Consider the following 17,528-nt stretch of genomic DNA (forward strand, 5'->3'; position numbering starts at 1 on the left):
ATTGATCCGGCCGTTCTGAAACATAACGGTAGAAATGAACGACCCGGATGATAAAAGGGTAGAACATCGTTATTGCTTTTAGCGGTCATCACTCTTGATGAGTAATTCTTTATCAAAACGCGATTCCTTGAGCGCTTCCTTGACACGCTTCAAGTTATCTCTAAATTTTGCACCACGGCGCAAAGTAAATCCCGTAGCCAGCACATCTATCACGGTCAGTTGAGCAAGTCGAGAGACCATAGGCATATAAATGTCAGTATCTTCCGGTACATCCAGGGTAATTGCCAGCGTGGCTTCACGCGCCAGCGGCGTTCCGGGGGAAGTAAGGGCGATCACCATGGCATCGTTTTCCCGCGCCAGCTGCGCCAGTTCAACCAGACTCTTTGTTCTGCCGGTATGTGAAATAAGGACAATGACGTCGTCATCGCTACAATTCATACAGCTCATACGTTGCAGTACAATATCGTCGGAATAGATAACCGGTACGTTAAAGCGGAAAAATTTATTCATGGCGTCGTGCGCCACGGCAGCGGACGAACCCAGACCGAAAAAGGCGATTTTCTTTGCTTGGGTTAATAAATCTACCGCCCGATTGACCGCCGCGTTATCCAGCGACTGACGGACGTGGTCCAGGCTTGCCATGGCAGATTCGAAGATTTTCCCGGTGTAGGACTCGACGCTATCATCCTCATCGACATTACGATTAACATACGGGGTACCATTAGCCAGACTTTGTGCCAAATGCAGTTTAAAATCAGGGAAGCCTCGTGTGTCCATGCTGCGACAGAAGCGATTCACGGTCGGCTCACTGACGTTGGCTTCCAGAGCCAGCGTGGCAATACTTGAATGGATAGCCCTGTCAGGTGAGGTCAGAATAACATCGGCGACCTTACGTTCTGACTTGCTCAGATGTTCCAGTTTTAACTGGATTTTTTCCAGCATATTCATGATGTGAGTAGACTCATCGGCCATGGGCAAAAACGATTTCAGCGATATGGGGAAATCGAGCGGTAACTCTGGTAGATATTACCCCTGTGAACCCACATTCGGGGCAAAATGGACAGAAAAGTTGTTGTTTTTTTTCAATACATGATCGGAGTCGGGTTTTCTTACGTCTTCATGGTCACGTAAAAAAGCGACTTTTTTATCCATTTTGCGGCGGTAAACGTCAATAACGCCGCTGTTCACAGTAACAGCACGGCTGGATAAGCGTTTACGGTTCACGGAATCACGTAAAAGCAGTACAGTGCACTGTAATAAAATTACATTCAGTGTCGGGCATGAATACCCGACACTCAACTGAGGAGAATGACATGGCGGTAACGCAAACAGCCCAGGCATGTGACCTGGTCATTTTCGGCGCGAAGGGCGACCTTGCACGTCGAAAATTGCTGCCTTCCCTGTATCAGCTGGAAAAAGCCGGCCAGATTAACCCGGACACCCGCATTATTGGAGTTGGCCGCGCTGACTGGGACAAAGCAGCCTATACCAAGGTTGTACGCGAAGCGCTCGAAACTTTCATGAAAGAAAAAATCGATGAAAGTTTGTGGGAAACCCTCAGTGGTCGTCTGGAGTTTTGTAACCTGGACGTCAATGATACCGCTGCCTTTAGCCGTCTGGGCGACATGCTGGATCAAAAAGCACGTACCACGATTAACTACTTTGCCATGCCGCCAAGCACGTTTGGCGCGATCTGCAAAGGCTTAGGGGAAGCGAAATTGAACGCTAAACCGGCGCGCGTGGTGATGGAAAAGCCGCTGGGAACGTCGCTGGCAACTTCCCGCGAAATTAACGACCAGGTCGGTCAATATTTTGAAGAATGTCAGGTTTACCGTATTGACCACTATCTGGGCAAAGAAACGGTACTAAACCTGCTGGCACTGCGCTTTGCCAACTCCCTGTTTGTGAACAACTGGGATAACCGCACCATCGATCACGTCGAAATTACCGTGGCGGAAGAGGTGGGTATCGAAGGCCGTTGGGGTTATTTTGACCAGGCCGGTCAGATGCGCGACATGATCCAGAACCACCTGCTGCAGATTCTGTGCATGATCGCCATGTCGCCGCCGTCTGATCTGAGCGCCGACAGCATCCGTGATGAGAAAGTGAAGGTCCTGAAATCACTGCGCCGTATCGATCGTACGAACGTGCGTGAAAAAACGGTGCGTGGTCAGTACACCACCGGTTTTGCGCAAGGTAAAAAAGTACCGGGGTACCTGGAAGAAGAGGGTGCGAACAAGAGCAGCAACACCGAAACCTTTGTCGCTATCCGTGTGGATATCGACAACTGGCGCTGGGCGGGCGTGCCGTTTTACCTGCGTACCGGTAAGCGTCTGCCGACCAAGTGCTCTGAAGTGGTGGTGTACTTCAAAACGCCTGAACTTAACCTGTTTAAAGAATCCTGGCAGGATCTGCCGCAGAACAAGCTGACCATCCGTTTGCAGCCGGACGAAGGTGTCGATATCCAGGTGCTTAACAAAGTGCCGGGTCTGGACCACAAGCATAATCTGCAGATAACCAAGCTGGATCTGAGCTATTCCGAAACCTTCAATCAAACGCACCTGGCAGATGCCTACGAGCGCTTGCTGTTGGAAACTATGCGCGGCATTCAGGCGCTGTTCGTGCGCCGTGATGAAGTCGAAGAAGCATGGAAGTGGGTGGACTCCATCACCGAAGCCTGGGCGATGGACAACGACGCACCGAAGCCGTATCAGGCTGGGACCTGGGGACCGGTTGCCTCGGTGGCCATGATCACCCGTGACGGTCGTTCCTGGAACGAATTCGAGTAAAATTCCATCTAGCCATTAGGTGTTATTTTACCGGTAACATGATCTAACACAGATTGTAGAATAATTTTTGCACTTTTAAGCCTCGCGTGGATTCACCCGCGGGGCTTTTTTTATTACACTGCCTGAAACGATTTTGCCCCTGAGCTACGGCCAGCAAGCTATTCAGCATGGTGTTACCTTGCTGAAACGCATTGTTAATCCTGATGCTCTGACAGATAAATTTTAGGAGCCTCTATGAATCCGAATTTGTTACGCGTAACACAACGCATCGTTGAACGTTCTCAAAAGACGCGTTCTGCCTACCTCGCCCGTATCGAACAGGCCAAGACGAACACCGTTCATCGTTCGCAGCTGGCGTGCGGGAATCTGGCCCACGGTTTTGCCGCCTGTCAGCCAGAAGATAAAGCATCTCTGAAAAGCATGCTGCGTAACAATATCGCGATCATTACCTCCTATAACGACATGCTTTCTGCGCATCAGCCGTATGAGCATTATCCGGATATCATTCGCAAAGCCTTGCATGCAGCCAATGCGGTAGGCCAGGTTGCGGGTGGCGTGCCGGCGATGTGTGATGGCGTCACTCAGGGACAGGACGGGATGGAGCTTTCCCTGCTGAGCCGCGAAGTGATTGCAATGTCGGCGGCTATTGGCTTGTCTCACAACATGTTCGATGGCGCGCTGTTCCTCGGCGTGTGTGACAAAATTGTCCCGGGGCTGGTGATGGCGGCGCTGTCGTTTGGTCATCTGCCGTCCATCTTTATCCCTTCAGGCCCGATGGCGAGTGGTCTGGCGAACAAAGAAAAAGTCCGTATCCGCCAGCTCTATGCCGAAGGCAAAGTTGACCGTATGGCGCTTCTGGAATCCGAAGCCGCGTCTTATCACGCGCCGGGAACCTGTACTTTCTACGGTACAGCAAACACCAACCAGATGGTGGTGGAGTTTATGGGCATGCAGTTGCCGGGCTCCTCTTTCGTGCATCCTGATGCCCCCCTGCGTGAAGCGCTGACCGCGGCGGCGGCGCGTCAGGTCACACGCCTGACCGGTAACGGCAACGAGTGGATGCCTATCGGTAAAATGATTGATGAAAAAGTGGTGGTGAACGGTATTGTGGCCCTGCTGGCGACCGGGGGGTCCACCAACCATACGATGCACCTGGTGGCGATGGCGCGCGCGGCAGGCATTCTCATCAACTGGGATGACTTCTCCGATCTGTCCGATATCGTGCCGCTGATGGCGCGTCTGTACCCTAACGGTCCGGCCGATATTAACCACTTCCAGGCCGCGGGCGGTGTACCGGTGTTGATGCGTGAGCTGCTCAATGCGGGTCTGCTGCATGAAGATGTCAACACCGTCGCGGGCTTTGGCTTGTCGCGTTATACCCAGGAACCGTGGCTAAACAACGGCGAACTGGACTGGCGAGAAGGGGCTGAGAAGTCGCTGGATAGCAGCGTGATTGCTACCTTTGACCAGCCGTTCTCGCATCATGGCGGCACCAAAGTGCTGAGCGGCAACCTGGGGCGCGCGGTGATGAAAACGTCCGCGGTACCGGTTGAAAACCAGATCATTGAAGCCCCGGCAATTGTCTTTGAGAGTCAGCATGATGTGTTACCGGCCTTTGATGCGGGCCTGCTTGACCGTGACTGCGTGGTGGTCGTTCGCCATCAGGGGCCAAAAGCGAACGGTATGCCAGAATTACATAAACTCATGCCGCCTCTTGGTGTATTATTGGACCGTTGTTTCAAAATTGCGTTAGTTACCGATGGACGACTTTCAGGTGCTTCAGGTAAAGTGCCTTCAGCAATCCATGTAACACCGGAAGCTTATGATGGCGGGCTACTGGCAAAAGTACGCGATGGCGACATCATTCGAGTGAATGGACAGACAGGTGAATTGACGCTGCTGGTCGATGAAGAGGAACTTGCCTCTCGTCAGCCCCACATTCCTGACCTCAGCGCATCGCGGTTAGGAACAGGGCGTGAGATGTTCAGTGCGTTGCGCGAAAAGCTGTCCGGTGCGGAGCAGGGCGCAACCTGTATCGATTTTTAAGACTCATTTTGTAATCAGGCGAGAGAAGAAACTCTGATGAAAAACTGGAAGACAAGTGCAGAAGCAATCCTGACCACTGGCCCGGTTGTACCGGTTATCGTGGTGAATAAACTGGAACACGCGGTGCCGATGGCAAAAGCGCTGGTTGCAGGGGGTGTTCGTGTTCTGGAAGTGACCTTACGTACCGCATGTGCGATGGACGCCATTCGTGCTATCGCCAAAGAAGTGCCGGATGCGATCGTCGGTGCAGGTACCGTACTGAACCCGCAGCAGCTCGCGGAAGTGACGGAAGCTGGTGCGCAGTTTGCTATTAGCCCAGGACTGACCGAGCCTCTGCTGAAAGCGGCAACCGAAGGGACGATTCCTCTGATCCCAGGCATCAGCACCGTTTCTGAACTGATGCTGGGCATGGATTACGGCTTGAAAGAATTCAAATTCTTCCCGGCTGAAGCGAACGGCGGGACAAAAGCGCTGCAGGCGATTGCGGGTCCGTTCTCCCAGGTGCGTTTCTGCCCAACCGGCGGTATTTCTCCGGCCAACTACCGTGACTATCTGGCGCTGAAAAGCGTACTGTGTATCGGCGGCTCCTGGCTGGTTCCGGCGGATGCGCTGGAAGCGGGTGACTACGATCGCATTACCAAACTGGCTCGCGAAGCGGTAGAAGGCGCGAAGCAGTAAATCGTTAAATGCCCGATGGTGCGACTGGAACGCACCATCGGGTTTGTTCACGCCGGAAAATCCCCCTGCTGGCGCGCGACCAGCGTCAGGATTGAGTACAGCGCCACCGCTTGCTGATGCTGATTGAAAATCTCCACTGACCATTCCACTACGCCTGTGGCCTTCTCTTCAGCGCTGCGCTGGCGTTTCACCGTTTTACGTTTGCAGGTCAGGCGTACCTGGATAGTATCGCCCGGTTTTACCGGCTCGATAAAGCGCAGGTTTTCCATGCCGTAGTTGGCGATAACCGGGCCGACGCCCGCGTCAACAAACAGCCCGGCGGCGGCAGAAATCAGGAAGTAACCGTGCACCACGCGCTCGCCAAAAATCGATTCTGCGGCGGCAATTTTGTCCATGTGAGCGTAGAAGTGATCGCCGCTCAGGCAGGCAAAGTTGACGATATCCGCTTCGGTCAGCGTGCGGCGCGGGGTCAGCAGGCTGTCGCCCGGCTGGATCTCTTCAAAATATTTGCGGAACGGGTGGACGCGGTCTTCCGCCACCTGCGCGCCGCGCACCCATTGCTGGCCGATGGCGGCAAGCATCGTCGGGCTGCCCTGAATCGCGGTGCGCTGCATGTAGTGTTTTACCGCCCGCAGGCCGCCGAGTTCTTCGCCGCCACCCGCGCGTCCCGGGCCGCCGTGTACCAGCTGCGGCAGAGGGGAACCGTGGCCGGTAGATTCGACGGAAGATTCTTCGTTCAGCACCTGAATACGACCGTGGGCGCGGGCAGCACCGAGAATAAACGCACGCGCCAGTGCGCCATCTGCCGTCACTAACGTTCCCGCCAGGCTACCTTCACCGGCGCGCGCCAGCTGCATCGCGTGCTCGCTATTCTGATACGGCATCAGCGTCGCCACCGGGCCAAATGCTTCAATCGCGTGAACCGCCGCCACTTCATCCGGCTGCGCGCAGAACAGCAGCGTCGGTGGGAAGAATGCCCCGGCAGCGTTGAGATCGGCTTTGCCACCCAGCAGCACGTCACATCCGGCTTCCAGCAGGCGGTTGACGTTATCCTGCACGTCCTGACGCTGTTCGCTATTGACCAGCGCGCCCATCTTCACACCTTCCTGCGCCGGGTCGCCGACCACCACTTTTTGCAGACGGGCAATCAACGCCTCGCTCACCGCTTTCACCTGCGCCTGCGGCACGATAATCCGGCGAATAGCGGTACATTTTTGCCCGGCTTTGGTGGTCATCTCGCGCACCACTTCACGGATAAACAGCGCAAATTCCGGCTGTTCCGGCGTCACATCGTCACCCAGCACGCAGCAGTTCAGCGAGTCCGCTTCCATGGTGAAGGGAATAGATTTCGCCACCAGATTCGGATGCACGCGCAGCTGTTGCCCGGTTTTTGCTGAGCCGGTAAAAGTCACCACGTCCTGATGATCAAGCTGGTCGAGCAGGTCGCCCGCGCCGCCGCAAATCAGGCTGATCGCGCCGTCCGGCACCAGCCCGCTATCGACAATCGCTTTGACCATCGCCTGGGTTAACTGCGCGGTGGCGGTGGCTGGTTTGATGATCGCGGGCATCCCGGCAAGCCAGGTGGGGGCCAGCTTTTCTAACATGCCCCAGCAGGGGAAGTTAAAGGCGTTGATATGCACCGCCACGCCGGATTTGGAGGTCAGCACGTGACGCGCGGCAAAGCCACCTTGTTTGGACAGCGGGATCAGCTCATCTTCCGGCCACAGGGTATCGTCCGGCAGTTCACGGCTGCCCAGTCCGGCATAGGTGAAGAGGGTGCCGATACCGCCTTCAATATCCACCCAGCTATCCGCACGCGTCGCGCCGGTCTCGGCGGAGATGGCATAGAAATCGGCTTTCAGCTCCAGCAGATGTTTCGCCACCGCTTTTAACATTGCGCTGCGTTCAATAAAGGTCATCGCCTGTAACGCTTTACCGCCGTGCTCGATGGCGAAGCGGCGCGCCTGCGCCATATCCAGCCCCTCGCTTGTGACTTCCCACAGCGCTTCGCCGCTGATGGCGTGATGAATGGTGCGGGTGCGGCCCCGGCCGGTCTGCCAGGCACCGGATAAATAGCTGGCTAACTGCTGCATGGTTATTCTCCAGATGTGTTACGCAATCTCGCTATAAATAGTTATTTTCTGAATCATAAAATGCAAGCCTGATTTTAATAATTTGTTAACAATGCGATCGAGGACACTATCCATGATAGTGATGCAAGCCTGTTTATAAACGGATTACTAAAACCCTTTGCGGTACTCATCACAAAATGCACAAACAAAATTTGTGGTTTTATTTAACTAAGATGTAACTTTTATAAAACAAAGTGATTCGCAAATATTAATTTATTGAATTTATCGGAATCATAAGGTGATGACGTGACAGAAGAACATAGCTTTGACCAGCGCATCGCGCAGGATACCGCCATCGAACCACAGGACTGGATGCCGGATGCCTACCGCAAAACGCTGATTCGCCAGATTGGTCAGCATGCGCATTCGGAAATTGTTGGCATGCTGCCGGAAGGTAACTGGGTAACTCGCGCCCCAACGCTTCGCCGCAAAGCGATTCTGCTGGCGAAAGTGCAGGATGAAGCCGGACATGGCCTGTACCTCTACAGCGCCGCCGAAACCCTCGGCTGCGCCCGTGAAGATCTGTATCAGAAGATGCTCGACGGGCAGATGAAGTACTCCTCTATTTTTAACTATCCAACCCTGACCTGGGCCGATATCGGCGTCATCGGCTGGCTGGTTGATGGCGCGGCGATCGTCAATCAGGTGGCTTTGTGTCGCACCTCCTACGGCCCGTATGCCAGGGCGATGGTCAAAATCTGCAAAGAAGAGAGCTTCCACCAGCGTCAGGGTTTTGAAGCCTGCATGGCGCTTGCCGCGGGCAGCGAAGAACAGCGTCAAATGTTGCAAGACGCCATCAACCGCTTCTGGTGGCCAGCGCTGATGATGTTCGGCCCGAGCGATGACAATTCGCCGAACAGCGCCCGCAGCATGGCGTGGAAAATCAAACTGCATTCCAACGACGAACTGCGTCAGCGCTTTGTCGACAACACCGTGCCGCAGGTGGAAATCCTCGGCATGCAGGTGCCGGACGCTGACCTGCAACTCGACGCAGCCACCGGTCACTATCGCTACGGCGAAATTGACTGGCAGGAACTTAACGAAGTCATCAACGGGCGTGGCATCTGTAACCACGAACGTCTGGGCGCAAAACGTAAAGCCTGGGAAGAGGGGGCATGGGTGCGCGAAGCCGCGCTGGCGCATGCCGAAAAACAGCAGGCCCGCAGCGCCGCCTAAGGAGAAAAAAGATGAGCAAAACATACTGGCCGTTATACGAAGTGTTTGTCCGCAGCAAACAAGGTTTGTCTCACCGCCACGTCGGTAGCCTGCACGCCGCCGATGACCAGATGGCGCTGGAAAACGCCCGTGATGCCTACACCCGCCGCAGCGAAGGCTGTTCGATTTGGGTGGTGAAGGCGAGCGAAATCGTCGCCTCGCAGCCGGAAGAACGCGGTGCGTTTTTCGACCCGGCAGAGAGCAAAGTTTACCGTCACCCGACGTTCTACACCGTGCCGGACGGCATGGAACATATGTGAGGCAACGACGATGAATAACCTGAATCCCGTTGCCACCTATGTCCTGCGTCTGGGCGATAACGGCCTGGTGCTGGCCCAGCGTTTAGGCGCGTGGTGCGGTCATACGCCGGAGCTGGAGATTGACCTGGCGCTGGCCAATATTGGGCTCGACCTGCTGGGTCAGGCGCGTAATTTCTTAAGCTATGCCGCCGAACTCAACGGCAGCGGCGATGAAGACACGCTGGCCTTTGGTCGCGATGAACGCCAGTTCCGCAATCTGTTGTTGGTCGAACAGCCGAACGGCAACTTTGCCGACACCATCGCCCGTCAGTTTTTTATCGACGTCTGGCACGTGGCGCTGTTCAGCCGCCTTATTAACAGCCGCGACGCGCAGCTTGCCGCTATCGCCGCCAAAGGGCTGAAAGAAGTGCGCTATCACCAGCGTTTTAGCCGCGGCTGGCTGGAGCGTTTGGGTAACGGCACCGAACACTCGGCAAATCTGATGCAGCAAGCGGTGGACAACCTGTGGCGCTTCACCGGCGAGCTGTTCCAGGCCGATGAGCTGGAGATCGAATTAATTGCGCAGGGGATCGCCGTCGATCCGCGTGAGCTACAGGCTGAATGGCAGGCGACGGTACACACCGCGCTGCTCGATTCTGGTTTGCAGATCCCGCAAGAAGCAGCGTTCCGCAGCGGCGGGAAACAGGGGCTGCACAGTGAACATCTGGGGCCAATGCTGGCAGAGATGCAGTACTTGCAACGTGCTTACCCCGGTCAGCACTGGTAAACGGAGGTCGCTATGCAACGTCTTGCCACCATCGCGCCCGCTGAGGTGCATACCGTTTGGGGATTGCTAAGCGCCATCCCCGACCCGGAAGTGCCGGTGCTGACCATTACCGACCTCGGTATGGTCCGCAGTGTGGAACGTCACGGCGACGGCTGGGTGATTGGCTTCACGCCAACCTATTCCGGCTGCCCGGCAACCGAACATCTGTTAGGTGAAATTCGCGCGGTGATGACCGAGCACGGCTACACCCCGGTACACATTGTGTTGCAGCTTGACCCACCGTGGACCACCGACTGGATGAGCCCGGACGCCCGCGAACGCCTGCGGCAGTACGGCATCAGCCCGCCGCAGGCCCATGCCTGTCACGCCGACGAAATGCCGAAGGATGTGCTCTGTCCACGCTGCGGTAGCACCCACAGCTCGCTGATTAGCGAATTCGGTTCCACGGCCTGCAAAGCGCTGTATCGCTGCGAAAGCTGCCGTGAACCCTTTGATTACTTTAAATGTATTTGAGGTCGCGATGACAACATTTCATTCGCTTACCGTGGCAAATGTTGAGCCGGAAACCCGCGATGCGGTAACCATCACCTTTGCCATTCCCGACGCGCTGCGTAGCGCCTACGCCTTCCGTCCGGGCCAGCATCTGACGCTGAAAACCCGTCTTGGTGGCGAAGAACTGCGTCGCTGCTACTCCATTTGTCGCAGTCGCTCACCGGCAGAAATCAGCGTGGCGGTGAAAGCCATCGACGGTGGCCGTTTTTCACGTTTCGCCCAGAGCGATATCCAGCAGGGTATGGCATTTGAGGTGATGGTACCGCAGGGCCACTTTGGCTATCAGCCGCAGGCTGAACGGCAGGCCGAATATCTGGCAATTGCCGCCGGATCCGGCATCACGCCGATGATGGCGATTATCGAGGCTACTCTGACTATTGAACCTGATAGCCGCTTCACCCTGATTTACGGCAACCGCAGCAGCCACAGCATGATGTTCCGCCAGGCGCTGGCTGACCTGAAAGACCGCTATCCGCAGCGTTTACAGGTGATTCATCTGTTCAGCCAGGAGTCGATGGACAGCGACCTGCTACAGGGCCGCATCGACGGCGACAAACTGCGCGCGCTGTCTGAGCATCTGCTCGATTTCAGCCGCTTTGACGACGCTTTTATCTGCGGCCCGTCGGCGATGATGGACGACGCTGAAACCACGCTGCGTGCGCTGGGAATGCCGGAAAAAGCCATTCACCTTGAGCGCTTCAATACGCCGGGGACCAGCGTTAAACGCGCCACCGGCGTACAGGCAGAAGGGCGCACGGTGACGTTGCGTCAGGACGGTCGTGAGCGTCTGATTTCACTGACTGCCGATGACGACAGCATTCTCGATGCCGCGCTGCGTCAGGGGGCCGACCTGCCGTTCGCTTGCAAAGGCGGCGTCTGCGCTACCTGCAAATGCAAAGTGGTGCGCGGCGAAGTGGCGATGGCAGCTAACTACAGCCTCGAAGCCGACGAACTGGCGGTGGGCTATGTGCTGAGCTGTCAGGCGCTGCCAACCAGCGGCGATGTGGTGGTCGACTTTGATGCGCGGGGGATGGCATGAGCGAACTCCTTATTACCCGTCACGACCGCGTTTTACAGCTGACGCTGAACCGTCCGCAGGCGCGTAATGCGCTGAATAACGCGTTGCTGACTCAGCTTGCCGAGGCGCTGGAAAGTGCGGCGGGGGACTCAAGCGTTAGTGTCTGCGTGATAAGCGGCAATCCGCGCTACTTTGCCGCCGGTGCCGATCTTAACGAAATGGCGGAAAAAGATTTGCCCGCCACCTTTGATGATATTCGCCCGCGCTTATGGGCGCGTATCGATGCCTTCAATAAGCCGCTGATTGCGGTAGTCAACGGCTACGCGCTGGGCGCGGGCTGCGAACTGGCGCTGCTGTGCGACCTGGTGATTGCCGGGGATAACGCCCGCTTTGGTCTGCCGGAGATCACCCTCGGCACCATGCCGGGGGCCGGTGGGACTCAGCGCCTGATTCGTAGCGTCGGAAAAGCGCTGGCCAGCCGCATGGTGCTCAGCGGTGAAAGCATTGATGCTCAGCGGGCACAGCAGGCGGGGCTGGTCAGCGATATCCACCCAGCCAACCTTTCTGACGAATACGCACTGAAGCTGGCGGCGACGATTGCCCGCCACTCGCCGCTGGCGCTGCGTGCCGCCAAACAGTCGTTACGTCTGGCGCAGGAGGTCAGTTTGCAGGCCGGACTAACCCAGGAGCGCCAGCTGTTTACCGTGCTGAGCGCCACCGAAGACCGTCGCGAAGGCATCAATGCCTTTTTAGAAAAACGCACCCCAGCCTTCAAAGGACGTTAACCGTGGACGCATTCATTATTAGCGATATCGACCAGGGCGTGATGACCATCACCCTGAACCGCCCGGACCGACTCAACAGCTTTAACGACGCCATGCACCAGCAGTTGTCCGAATGCCTGAAGCAGGCTGAACGCGACGAGACCATTCGCTGCCTGCTGATTACCGGTGCCGGGCGCGGTTTTTGCGCCGGACAGGATCTGAACGACCGTAACGTTGACCCAAGCGGCCCCGCGCCGGATTTAGGCATGTCGGTGGAGCGTTTTTATAACCCGCTGGTGCGTCGCTTAGCCGCGCTGCCCAAGCCGGTGATTTGTGCGGTCAACGGCGTAGCGGCAGGTGCCGGTGCCACGCTGGCGCTGGGCTGCGATATCGTGCTGGCGGCGCGTTCTGCGAAATTTGTGATGGCTTTCAGCAAGCTAGGTCTGGTACCGGACTGCGGCGGTAGCTGGGTATTACCGCGCGTCACTACCCGCGCCCGCGCGATGGGATTGATGCTGCTGGGCGACAGCTTGAGCGCAGAACAAGCCGCGCAGTGGGGTATTATCTGGCAACTGGTGGATGACGCAGAGCTGAAAGACACCAGCCTGACGCTGGCGCGCCATCTGGCTTCCCAGCCCACCTACGGTTTAGGGCTTATCAAGAAAGCGTTGCAGCTGGCGGAAACCAACTCCCTGGATGACCAGCTCGACGTTGAGCGCGATTTCCAGCGCCTTGCCGGGCGCAGCGACGACTATCGCGAGGGCGTCAGCGCCTTCCTCGGCAAACGTCCTCCACAGTTCAGCGGGAAATAAGCCATGACGCAAACACTCCACACCGTCGCCGTGATTGGCGGTGGCACCATGGGCGCGGGCATTGTTGAAGTGGCTGCCAGCGCCGGGCATTCGGTGCTGCTGTATGACATTTCCGCCGACGCGATTACTCGCGCCATCGACGGTATTGCCCAGCGTCTGGATTCCCGCATCAGTCGCGGGAAAATCAGCGCCGAGCAAGCACAGATGCTGCTGGCTAGTATTACTCCGGCAACTGAACTGAATCAGCTTGCGGATGCGCAACTGGTGATTGAAGCGGCGTCCGAGCGTCTGGAGATCAAACAGGCGCTGTTCAGCCAGCTGGCGGAGATCTGCTCCCCGTCGACGCTGCTGACCAGCAATACCTCGTCGATTTCCATTACCACCATTGCCGCTGGCATTAAGCACCCCGAGCGCGTAGCCGGGCTGCATTTCTTTAACCCGGCACCGGTGATGAAGCTGGTCGAAGTGGTCAGCGGTCTGGCGACCTCAGCCGAAGTGGTTGAGCAACTGTGCCAGTGCGTGAGCGCCTGGGGCAAACAGCCGGTGCGCTGCCGTTCAACGCCGGGCTTTATCGTCAACCGCGTGGCGCGGCCGTTTTACGCCGAAGCCTGGCGGGCGCTGGAAGAGCAGGTGGCGGCGCCTGAAGTGATTGACGCCGCATTGCGCGACGGCGGCGGGTTCCCGATGGGGCCGCTGGCGCTGACCGATCTTATTGGCCAGGACGTCAATTTTGCGGTGACCTGTTCGGTGTTTAACGCTTTCTGGCAGGACCGACGTTTTCTGCCGTCGCTGCTGCAACAGGAGCTGGCCATTGCCGGGCGTCTGGGTAAGAAAAGCGGTCACGGTGTTTATCGCTGGCCTGTTGAAGCACAGCCGGAACTGGCGCTGGCTGTGGTGTCAGCGCACTGTGCTGCGGAAAATATCAAGCGTGACGTTGTCACTGAATTAGACGATGTGCTGCTACTGGAAACCACGGGTGAAACCGCGCTGGCCTTAAGTGTGCAGCACAAACGCCCGGTGGTGGTGTACGACTACGCGGCGGGCGACACGGTGGTGCTGGCAAGTGCTGCCACCAATCCACAAGCCGCCACCGATAAAGCGGTTTATTTCTTCCAGCAGCAGGGCAAAAAGGTGCTGCACATCGCCGATTACCCCGGCCTGCTGGTGTGGCGCACGGTGGCGATGCTGGCGAATGAAGCGCTGGACGCGCTGCAAAAAGGCGTTGCCAGCGCCGAGGATATCGATACCGCCATGCGTCTGGGCGTTAATTACCCGCACGGCCCGATTGGCTGGGGCGAAACGCTGGGCTGGGGGCGCGTCCTGCGTCTGCTGGAGAACCTGCAACAGCATTACGGCGAAGAACGCTATCGCCCGAGTGCGCTGCTGCGCGAAAAAGCGCTACTGGAGATGCGTCATGAGTAATGAAGCCTGGCGCAACGCCCGCGCCATGTATGAGAACGACACCTGTGCCAAAACGCTGGGTATCAAGATTATCGAAATGGACGAAGGCTACGCGCAGATGACCATGGCGGTATCACCGAACATGTTGAACGGTCATCAAACCTGCCACGGTGGACAACTATTTTCGCTGGCAGATACCGCATTCGCCTACGCCTGCAACAGTCAGGGGCTGGCGGCGGTGGCGTCTGCTGCCAGTATCGATTTCCTGCGTCCGGCCTTTGTTGGTGAACTGCTGACCGCCACCGCGCGGGTCAAGCAGCAGGGCAAGCTGACCGGCGTCTATGACATTGAAATTATCAACCAGCAGCAAAAGATTGTGGCCCTGTTTCGCGGCAAATCGCACCGCATCGGCGGCACTATTACAGGAGAAGTCTAATGCGTGACGCATTTATTTGTGACGGCATTCGTACCCCGATTGGTCGCTACGGCGGCGCGCTGGCCGGCGTTCGCGCCGACGATCTGGCTGCCATTCCGCTGCGGGAATTACTCAACCGGAATCCGAAGTTGGATGCCAGCGCCATCGACGATGTGATCTTCGGCTGCGCCAATCAGGCGGGGGAAGATAACCGTAACGTGGCGCATATGGCGACGCTGCTGGCGGGTTATCCGCACTCTGTGGCGGGCACCACCATCAACCGATTGTGTGGTTCCGGGCTGGACGCGATTGGCTTTGCCGCTCGGGCGATTAAAGCCGGTGATGCGGATCTGCTGATTGCCGGTGGCGTGGAATCCATGTCCCGCGCGCCGTTTGTGATGGGCAAAGCCACCTCGCCGTTTCAGCGTCAGGCGGAGATGTTTGACACCACCATCGGCTGGCGTTTTGTGAACCCGCTCATGCAGCAACAATTTGGAACTGACAGCATGCCGGAAACGGCGGAGAATGTAGCTGAATTGTTAAATATCAGCCGCGAAGACCAGGACGCCTTTGCTTATCGCAGCCAGCAGCGCACGGCACAAGCTCAGCGCGACGGCATTCTGGCGCAGGAAATTGTGCCAGTGCAGATTATCGGCAAGAAGGGCGCGGTCAGCGCGGTGCGTGATGATGAACATCCGCGTGCGGAAACCACCCTCGAACAACTCTCTTCACTGAAAACCCCGTTCCGTAAAGGCGGCGTAATTACCGCCGGGAACGCCTCCGGCGTGAACGACGGTGCGGCGGCGATGATTATTGCCAGCGCAGAACAGGCAAAGGTACAGGGGCTGACGCCGCGAGCACGCATCGTAGCGATGGCGACGGCGGGTGTGGAGCCGAAGTTTATGGGGCTGGGGCCGGTGCCGGCAGTGCGTAAAGTGCTGGAGCGTGCCGGGCTGAATATTAACGATATGGATGTGATTGAGTTGAACGAAGCCTTTGCCGCTCAGGCGCTGGGCGTGATGCGTCAGCTCGGTCTGGCAGATGATGCTGAACACGTGAATCCCAACGGTGGCGCCATCGCCTTAGGCCACCCGTTGGGAATGAGCGGCGTGCGCTTAGCGCTGGCGGCAACGCTGGAACTGGAACGACGCAATGGACGCTATGCGCTGTGTACGATGTGTATTGGCGTGGGCCAGGGCATTGCCCTGATCCTCGAGCGAGTGTGAGCTAATTGACCTGCGGATACCCTACAAAATGACAACAACAACATTAGATCCGATTGAAACTGCATCGCGTGATGAATTACAGGCTCTGCAAACCGAACGTCTGAAGTGGACGTTAAAACACGCCTATGAAAATGTGCCGATGTATCGCCGTAAGTTCGATGCGGCGGGGGTTCATCCGGATGATTTCCGTGAGCTGAGTGACCTAAGCAAGTTTCCTTGCACTACCAAGCAGGACCTGCGTGATAACTATCCGTTCGACACCTTCGCGGTGCCGATGGAGCAGGTGGTGCGTATCCATGCGTCGTCTGGCACCACCGGCAAACCGACCGTCGTCGGCTATACGCAAAACGACATCGACACCTGGGCCAATATTGTTGCGCGCTCTCTGCGTGCGGCGGGCGGCACGGCGAAAGACAAAATCCACGTCGCCTACGGCTATGGCCTGTTTACCGGCGGCCTGGGCGCGCATTACGGCGCGGAACGTTTAGGGGCCACGGTGATCCCGATGTCCGGCGGACAAACTGAGAAACAGGCGCAGCTGATTCGTGATTTCAAGCCTGACATGATCATGGTGACGCCGTCTTACTGCCTGAACCTGATTGAAGAACTCGAACGCCAGATGGGCGGCGACGCGCGCGGCTGCTCGCTGCGTACCGGCGTGTTTGGCGCCGAGCCGTGGACGGCGGGGATGCGCGCAGAAATTGAACGTCGCCTCGGCATTACCGCGCTGGATATTTACGGCTTGTCCGAAGTGATGGGGCCGGGCGTGGCGATGGAGTGCATTGAAACCGGCGATGGCCCGACTATCTGGGAAGACCATTTCTTCCCAGAAGTGGTCAACCCGGAAGACGGCACGCCGCTGGCCGACGGTGAGCATGGTGAATTACTGTTCACCACCCTGACCAAAGAAGCGTTGCCGGTGATCCGCTACCGCACCCGCGACCTGACGCGCCTGCTGCCGGGCACCGCCCGCACCATGCGCCGGATGGATCGCATCAGCGGGCGCAGCGATGACATGCTGATTATTCGCGGCGTTAACGTCTTCCCGTCGCAGCTGGAAGAAGAGATCCTCAAGATTGAGCATCTGGCGCCGCATTATCAGCTGGAAGTGGATCGTCGCGGGCATCTTGATTCACTTTCCGTGCGCGTGGAGCTAAAAGAGAGCGGTCTGGCGCTGGACCATGAGCAGCGCTGTCAGATTTGCCACCATCTGCGTCACCGTATTAAGTCGATGGTTGGAATTTCTACCGACGTCAGCATCGTTAACTGCGGCAGCATTCCACGCTCCGAAGGCAAAGCGTGCCGGGTGTTTGATTTGCGTAAAGTCGCAGCAAACGGTTAAGACCCGTAGGCCTGATACGCGCAGCGCCATCAGGCGAAAGCGCACAGATTGCCGGATGGCGGCGTTGCCTTATCCGGCCTACCAATTCCCGCCGTTTCGCGGAATTATTCCT

General features: G+C 57.2%; 16 protein-coding genes. 14 read left to right on the forward strand and 2 right to left on the reverse strand.

The features are described 5' to 3' along the window. Positions 1-78 precede the first annotated feature (78 nt). Positions 79-948 (reverse strand): MurR/RpiR family transcriptional regulator, encoded by an 870-nt coding sequence (locus M2374_RS03375; protein WP_096759428.1) that lies wholly within the window; start codon positions 946-948, stop codon positions 79-81. A 365-nt stretch (positions 949-1,313) separates the two neighbouring features. Here M2374_RS03375 and zwf point away from each other — a divergent pair, with 365 nt between their 5' ends. From zwf to kdgA, 3 genes are all read left to right on the forward strand, one after another. Continuing rightward, complete coding sequence (zwf, locus tag M2374_RS03380; protein WP_096757426.1) at positions 1,314-2,789, forward strand: glucose-6-phosphate dehydrogenase; 1,476 nt, start codon at positions 1,314-1,316, stop codon at positions 2,787-2,789. 234 nt (positions 2,790-3,023) lie between these two features. Next, positions 3,024-4,835, forward strand: a complete 1,812-nt coding sequence (gene edd, locus M2374_RS03385) for a phosphogluconate dehydratase (protein WP_181688254.1) — start codon at positions 3,024-3,026, stop codon at positions 4,833-4,835. Between the two features lie 36 nt (positions 4,836-4,871). Beyond that, the gene (gene kdgA / locus M2374_RS03390) at positions 4,872-5,513 is read left to right on the forward strand and encodes a bifunctional 4-hydroxy-2-oxoglutarate aldolase/2-dehydro-3-deoxy-phosphogluconate aldolase (protein WP_003034901.1); all 642 of its coding nucleotides are present in this window, start codon (positions 4,872-4,874) and stop codon (positions 5,511-5,513) included. A gap of 47 nt (positions 5,514-5,560) precedes the next feature. Here the strand turns inward: kdgA and paaZ are convergent, their stop codons facing one another. Further along, positions 5,561-7,606 (reverse strand): phenylacetic acid degradation bifunctional protein PaaZ, encoded by a 2,046-nt coding sequence (gene paaZ, locus M2374_RS03395; protein ID WP_181539758.1) that lies wholly within the window; start codon positions 7,604-7,606, stop codon positions 5,561-5,563. Between the two features lie 285 nt (positions 7,607-7,891). On the opposite strand from paaZ, the gene paaA reads away from it, so the two are divergent. Genes paaA through paaK form a run of 11 tightly spaced genes read left to right on the forward strand, consistent with a single transcriptional unit; the run spans position 7,892 to position 17,416 of the window. After that, positions 7,892-8,821, forward strand: a complete 930-nt coding sequence (paaA, locus tag M2374_RS03400; protein WP_174361013.1) for a 1,2-phenylacetyl-CoA epoxidase subunit PaaA — start codon at positions 7,892-7,894, stop codon at positions 8,819-8,821. Positions 8,822-8,832: 11 nt separating this feature from the next. Beyond that, positions 8,833-9,120 (forward strand): 1,2-phenylacetyl-CoA epoxidase subunit PaaB, encoded by a 288-nt coding sequence (paaB, locus tag M2374_RS03405; protein WP_062773507.1) that lies wholly within the window; start codon positions 8,833-8,835, stop codon positions 9,118-9,120. A 10-nt stretch (positions 9,121-9,130) separates the two neighbouring features. Continuing rightward, positions 9,131-9,886 carry a 1,2-phenylacetyl-CoA epoxidase subunit PaaC gene (gene paaC / locus M2374_RS03410; protein WP_181688252.1) on the forward strand — a complete coding sequence of 252 codons (756 nt, stop codon included), beginning with the start codon at positions 9,131-9,133 and terminating at the stop codon, positions 9,884-9,886. 12 nt (positions 9,887-9,898) lie between these two features. Then, complete coding sequence (paaD, locus tag M2374_RS03415) at positions 9,899-10,399, forward strand: 1,2-phenylacetyl-CoA epoxidase subunit PaaD (protein WP_181688251.1); 501 nt, start codon at positions 9,899-9,901, stop codon at positions 10,397-10,399. A gap of 7 nt (positions 10,400-10,406) precedes the next feature. Then, positions 10,407-11,477: a 1,2-phenylacetyl-CoA epoxidase subunit PaaE gene (gene paaE / locus M2374_RS03420; RefSeq protein WP_181688250.1), complete on the forward strand. Its 1,071-nt coding sequence runs from the start codon at positions 10,407-10,409 to the stop codon at positions 11,475-11,477. Further along, the gene (gene paaF, locus M2374_RS03425) at positions 11,474-12,241 is read left to right on the forward strand and encodes a 2,3-dehydroadipyl-CoA hydratase PaaF (RefSeq protein WP_181688249.1); all 768 of its coding nucleotides are present in this window, start codon (positions 11,474-11,476) and stop codon (positions 12,239-12,241) included. The genes paaE and paaF overlap by 4 nt, the downstream gene beginning before the upstream one ends. Before the next feature lie 2 nt (positions 12,242-12,243). Further along, on the forward strand, positions 12,244-13,032 hold the full coding sequence (gene paaG / locus M2374_RS03430) for a 2-(1,2-epoxy-1,2-dihydrophenyl)acetyl-CoA isomerase PaaG (RefSeq protein ID WP_181688248.1): 789 nt from the start codon (positions 12,244-12,246) through the stop codon (positions 13,030-13,032). 3 nt (positions 13,033-13,035) lie between these two features. Beyond that, on the forward strand, positions 13,036-14,454 hold the full coding sequence (locus M2374_RS03435; RefSeq protein ID WP_181688247.1) for a 3-hydroxyacyl-CoA dehydrogenase: 1,419 nt from the start codon (positions 13,036-13,038) through the stop codon (positions 14,452-14,454). Next, positions 14,447-14,869 carry a hydroxyphenylacetyl-CoA thioesterase PaaI gene (paaI, locus tag M2374_RS03440; protein WP_062773526.1) on the forward strand — a complete coding sequence of 141 codons (423 nt, stop codon included), beginning with the start codon at positions 14,447-14,449 and terminating at the stop codon, positions 14,867-14,869. Before M2374_RS03435 ends, paaI begins: the two co-directional genes overlap by 8 nt. Then, positions 14,869-16,074 (forward strand): 3-oxoadipyl-CoA thiolase, encoded by a 1,206-nt coding sequence (pcaF, locus tag M2374_RS03445; protein WP_181688246.1) that lies wholly within the window; start codon positions 14,869-14,871, stop codon positions 16,072-16,074. The genes paaI and pcaF overlap by 1 nt, the downstream gene beginning before the upstream one ends. A gap of 28 nt (positions 16,075-16,102) precedes the next feature. Beyond that, the gene (gene paaK, locus M2374_RS03450) at positions 16,103-17,416 is read left to right on the forward strand and encodes a phenylacetate--CoA ligase PaaK (protein ID WP_181631312.1); all 1,314 of its coding nucleotides are present in this window, start codon (positions 16,103-16,105) and stop codon (positions 17,414-17,416) included. The last annotated feature ends 112 nt before the right edge of the window (positions 17,417-17,528 follow it).

Origin of the sequence: Citrobacter sp. JUb117 (assembly GCF_024809055.1) — a bacterium.
Lineage (GTDB): Bacteria > Pseudomonadota > Gammaproteobacteria > Enterobacterales > Enterobacteriaceae > Citrobacter > Citrobacter gillenii.

Coding starts and splice junctions, on each gene's coding strand:
- M2374_RS03375 (WP_096759428.1), bottom strand. CDS start 948: ATGAATATGCTGGAAAAAATCCAGTTAAAACTGGAACATCTGAGCAAG.
- zwf (WP_096757426.1), top strand. CDS start 1,314: ATGGCGGTAACGCAAACAGCCCAGGCATGTGACCTGGTCATTTTCGGC.
- edd (WP_181688254.1), top strand. CDS start 3,024: ATGAATCCGAATTTGTTACGCGTAACACAACGCATCGTTGAACGTTCT.
- kdgA (WP_003034901.1), top strand. CDS start 4,872: ATGAAAAACTGGAAGACAAGTGCAGAAGCAATCCTGACCACTGGCCCG.
- paaZ (WP_181539758.1), bottom strand. CDS start 7,606: ATGCAGCAGTTAGCCAGCTATTTATCCGGTGCCTGGCAGACCGGCCGG.
- paaB (WP_062773507.1), top strand. CDS start 8,833: ATGAGCAAAACATACTGGCCGTTATACGAAGTGTTTGTCCGCAGCAAA.
- paaC (WP_181688252.1), top strand. CDS start 9,131: ATGAATAACCTGAATCCCGTTGCCACCTATGTCCTGCGTCTGGGCGAT.
- paaD (WP_181688251.1), top strand. CDS start 9,899: ATGCAACGTCTTGCCACCATCGCGCCCGCTGAGGTGCATACCGTTTGG.
- paaE (WP_181688250.1), top strand. CDS start 10,407: ATGACAACATTTCATTCGCTTACCGTGGCAAATGTTGAGCCGGAAACC.
- paaF (WP_181688249.1), top strand. CDS start 11,474: ATGAGCGAACTCCTTATTACCCGTCACGACCGCGTTTTACAGCTGACG.
- M2374_RS03435 (WP_181688247.1), top strand. CDS start 13,036: ATGACGCAAACACTCCACACCGTCGCCGTGATTGGCGGTGGCACCATG.
- paaI (WP_062773526.1), top strand. CDS start 14,447: ATGAGTAATGAAGCCTGGCGCAACGCCCGCGCCATGTATGAGAACGAC.
- pcaF (WP_181688246.1), top strand. CDS start 14,869: ATGCGTGACGCATTTATTTGTGACGGCATTCGTACCCCGATTGGTCGC.
- paaK (WP_181631312.1), top strand. CDS start 16,103: ATGACAACAACAACATTAGATCCGATTGAAACTGCATCGCGTGATGAA.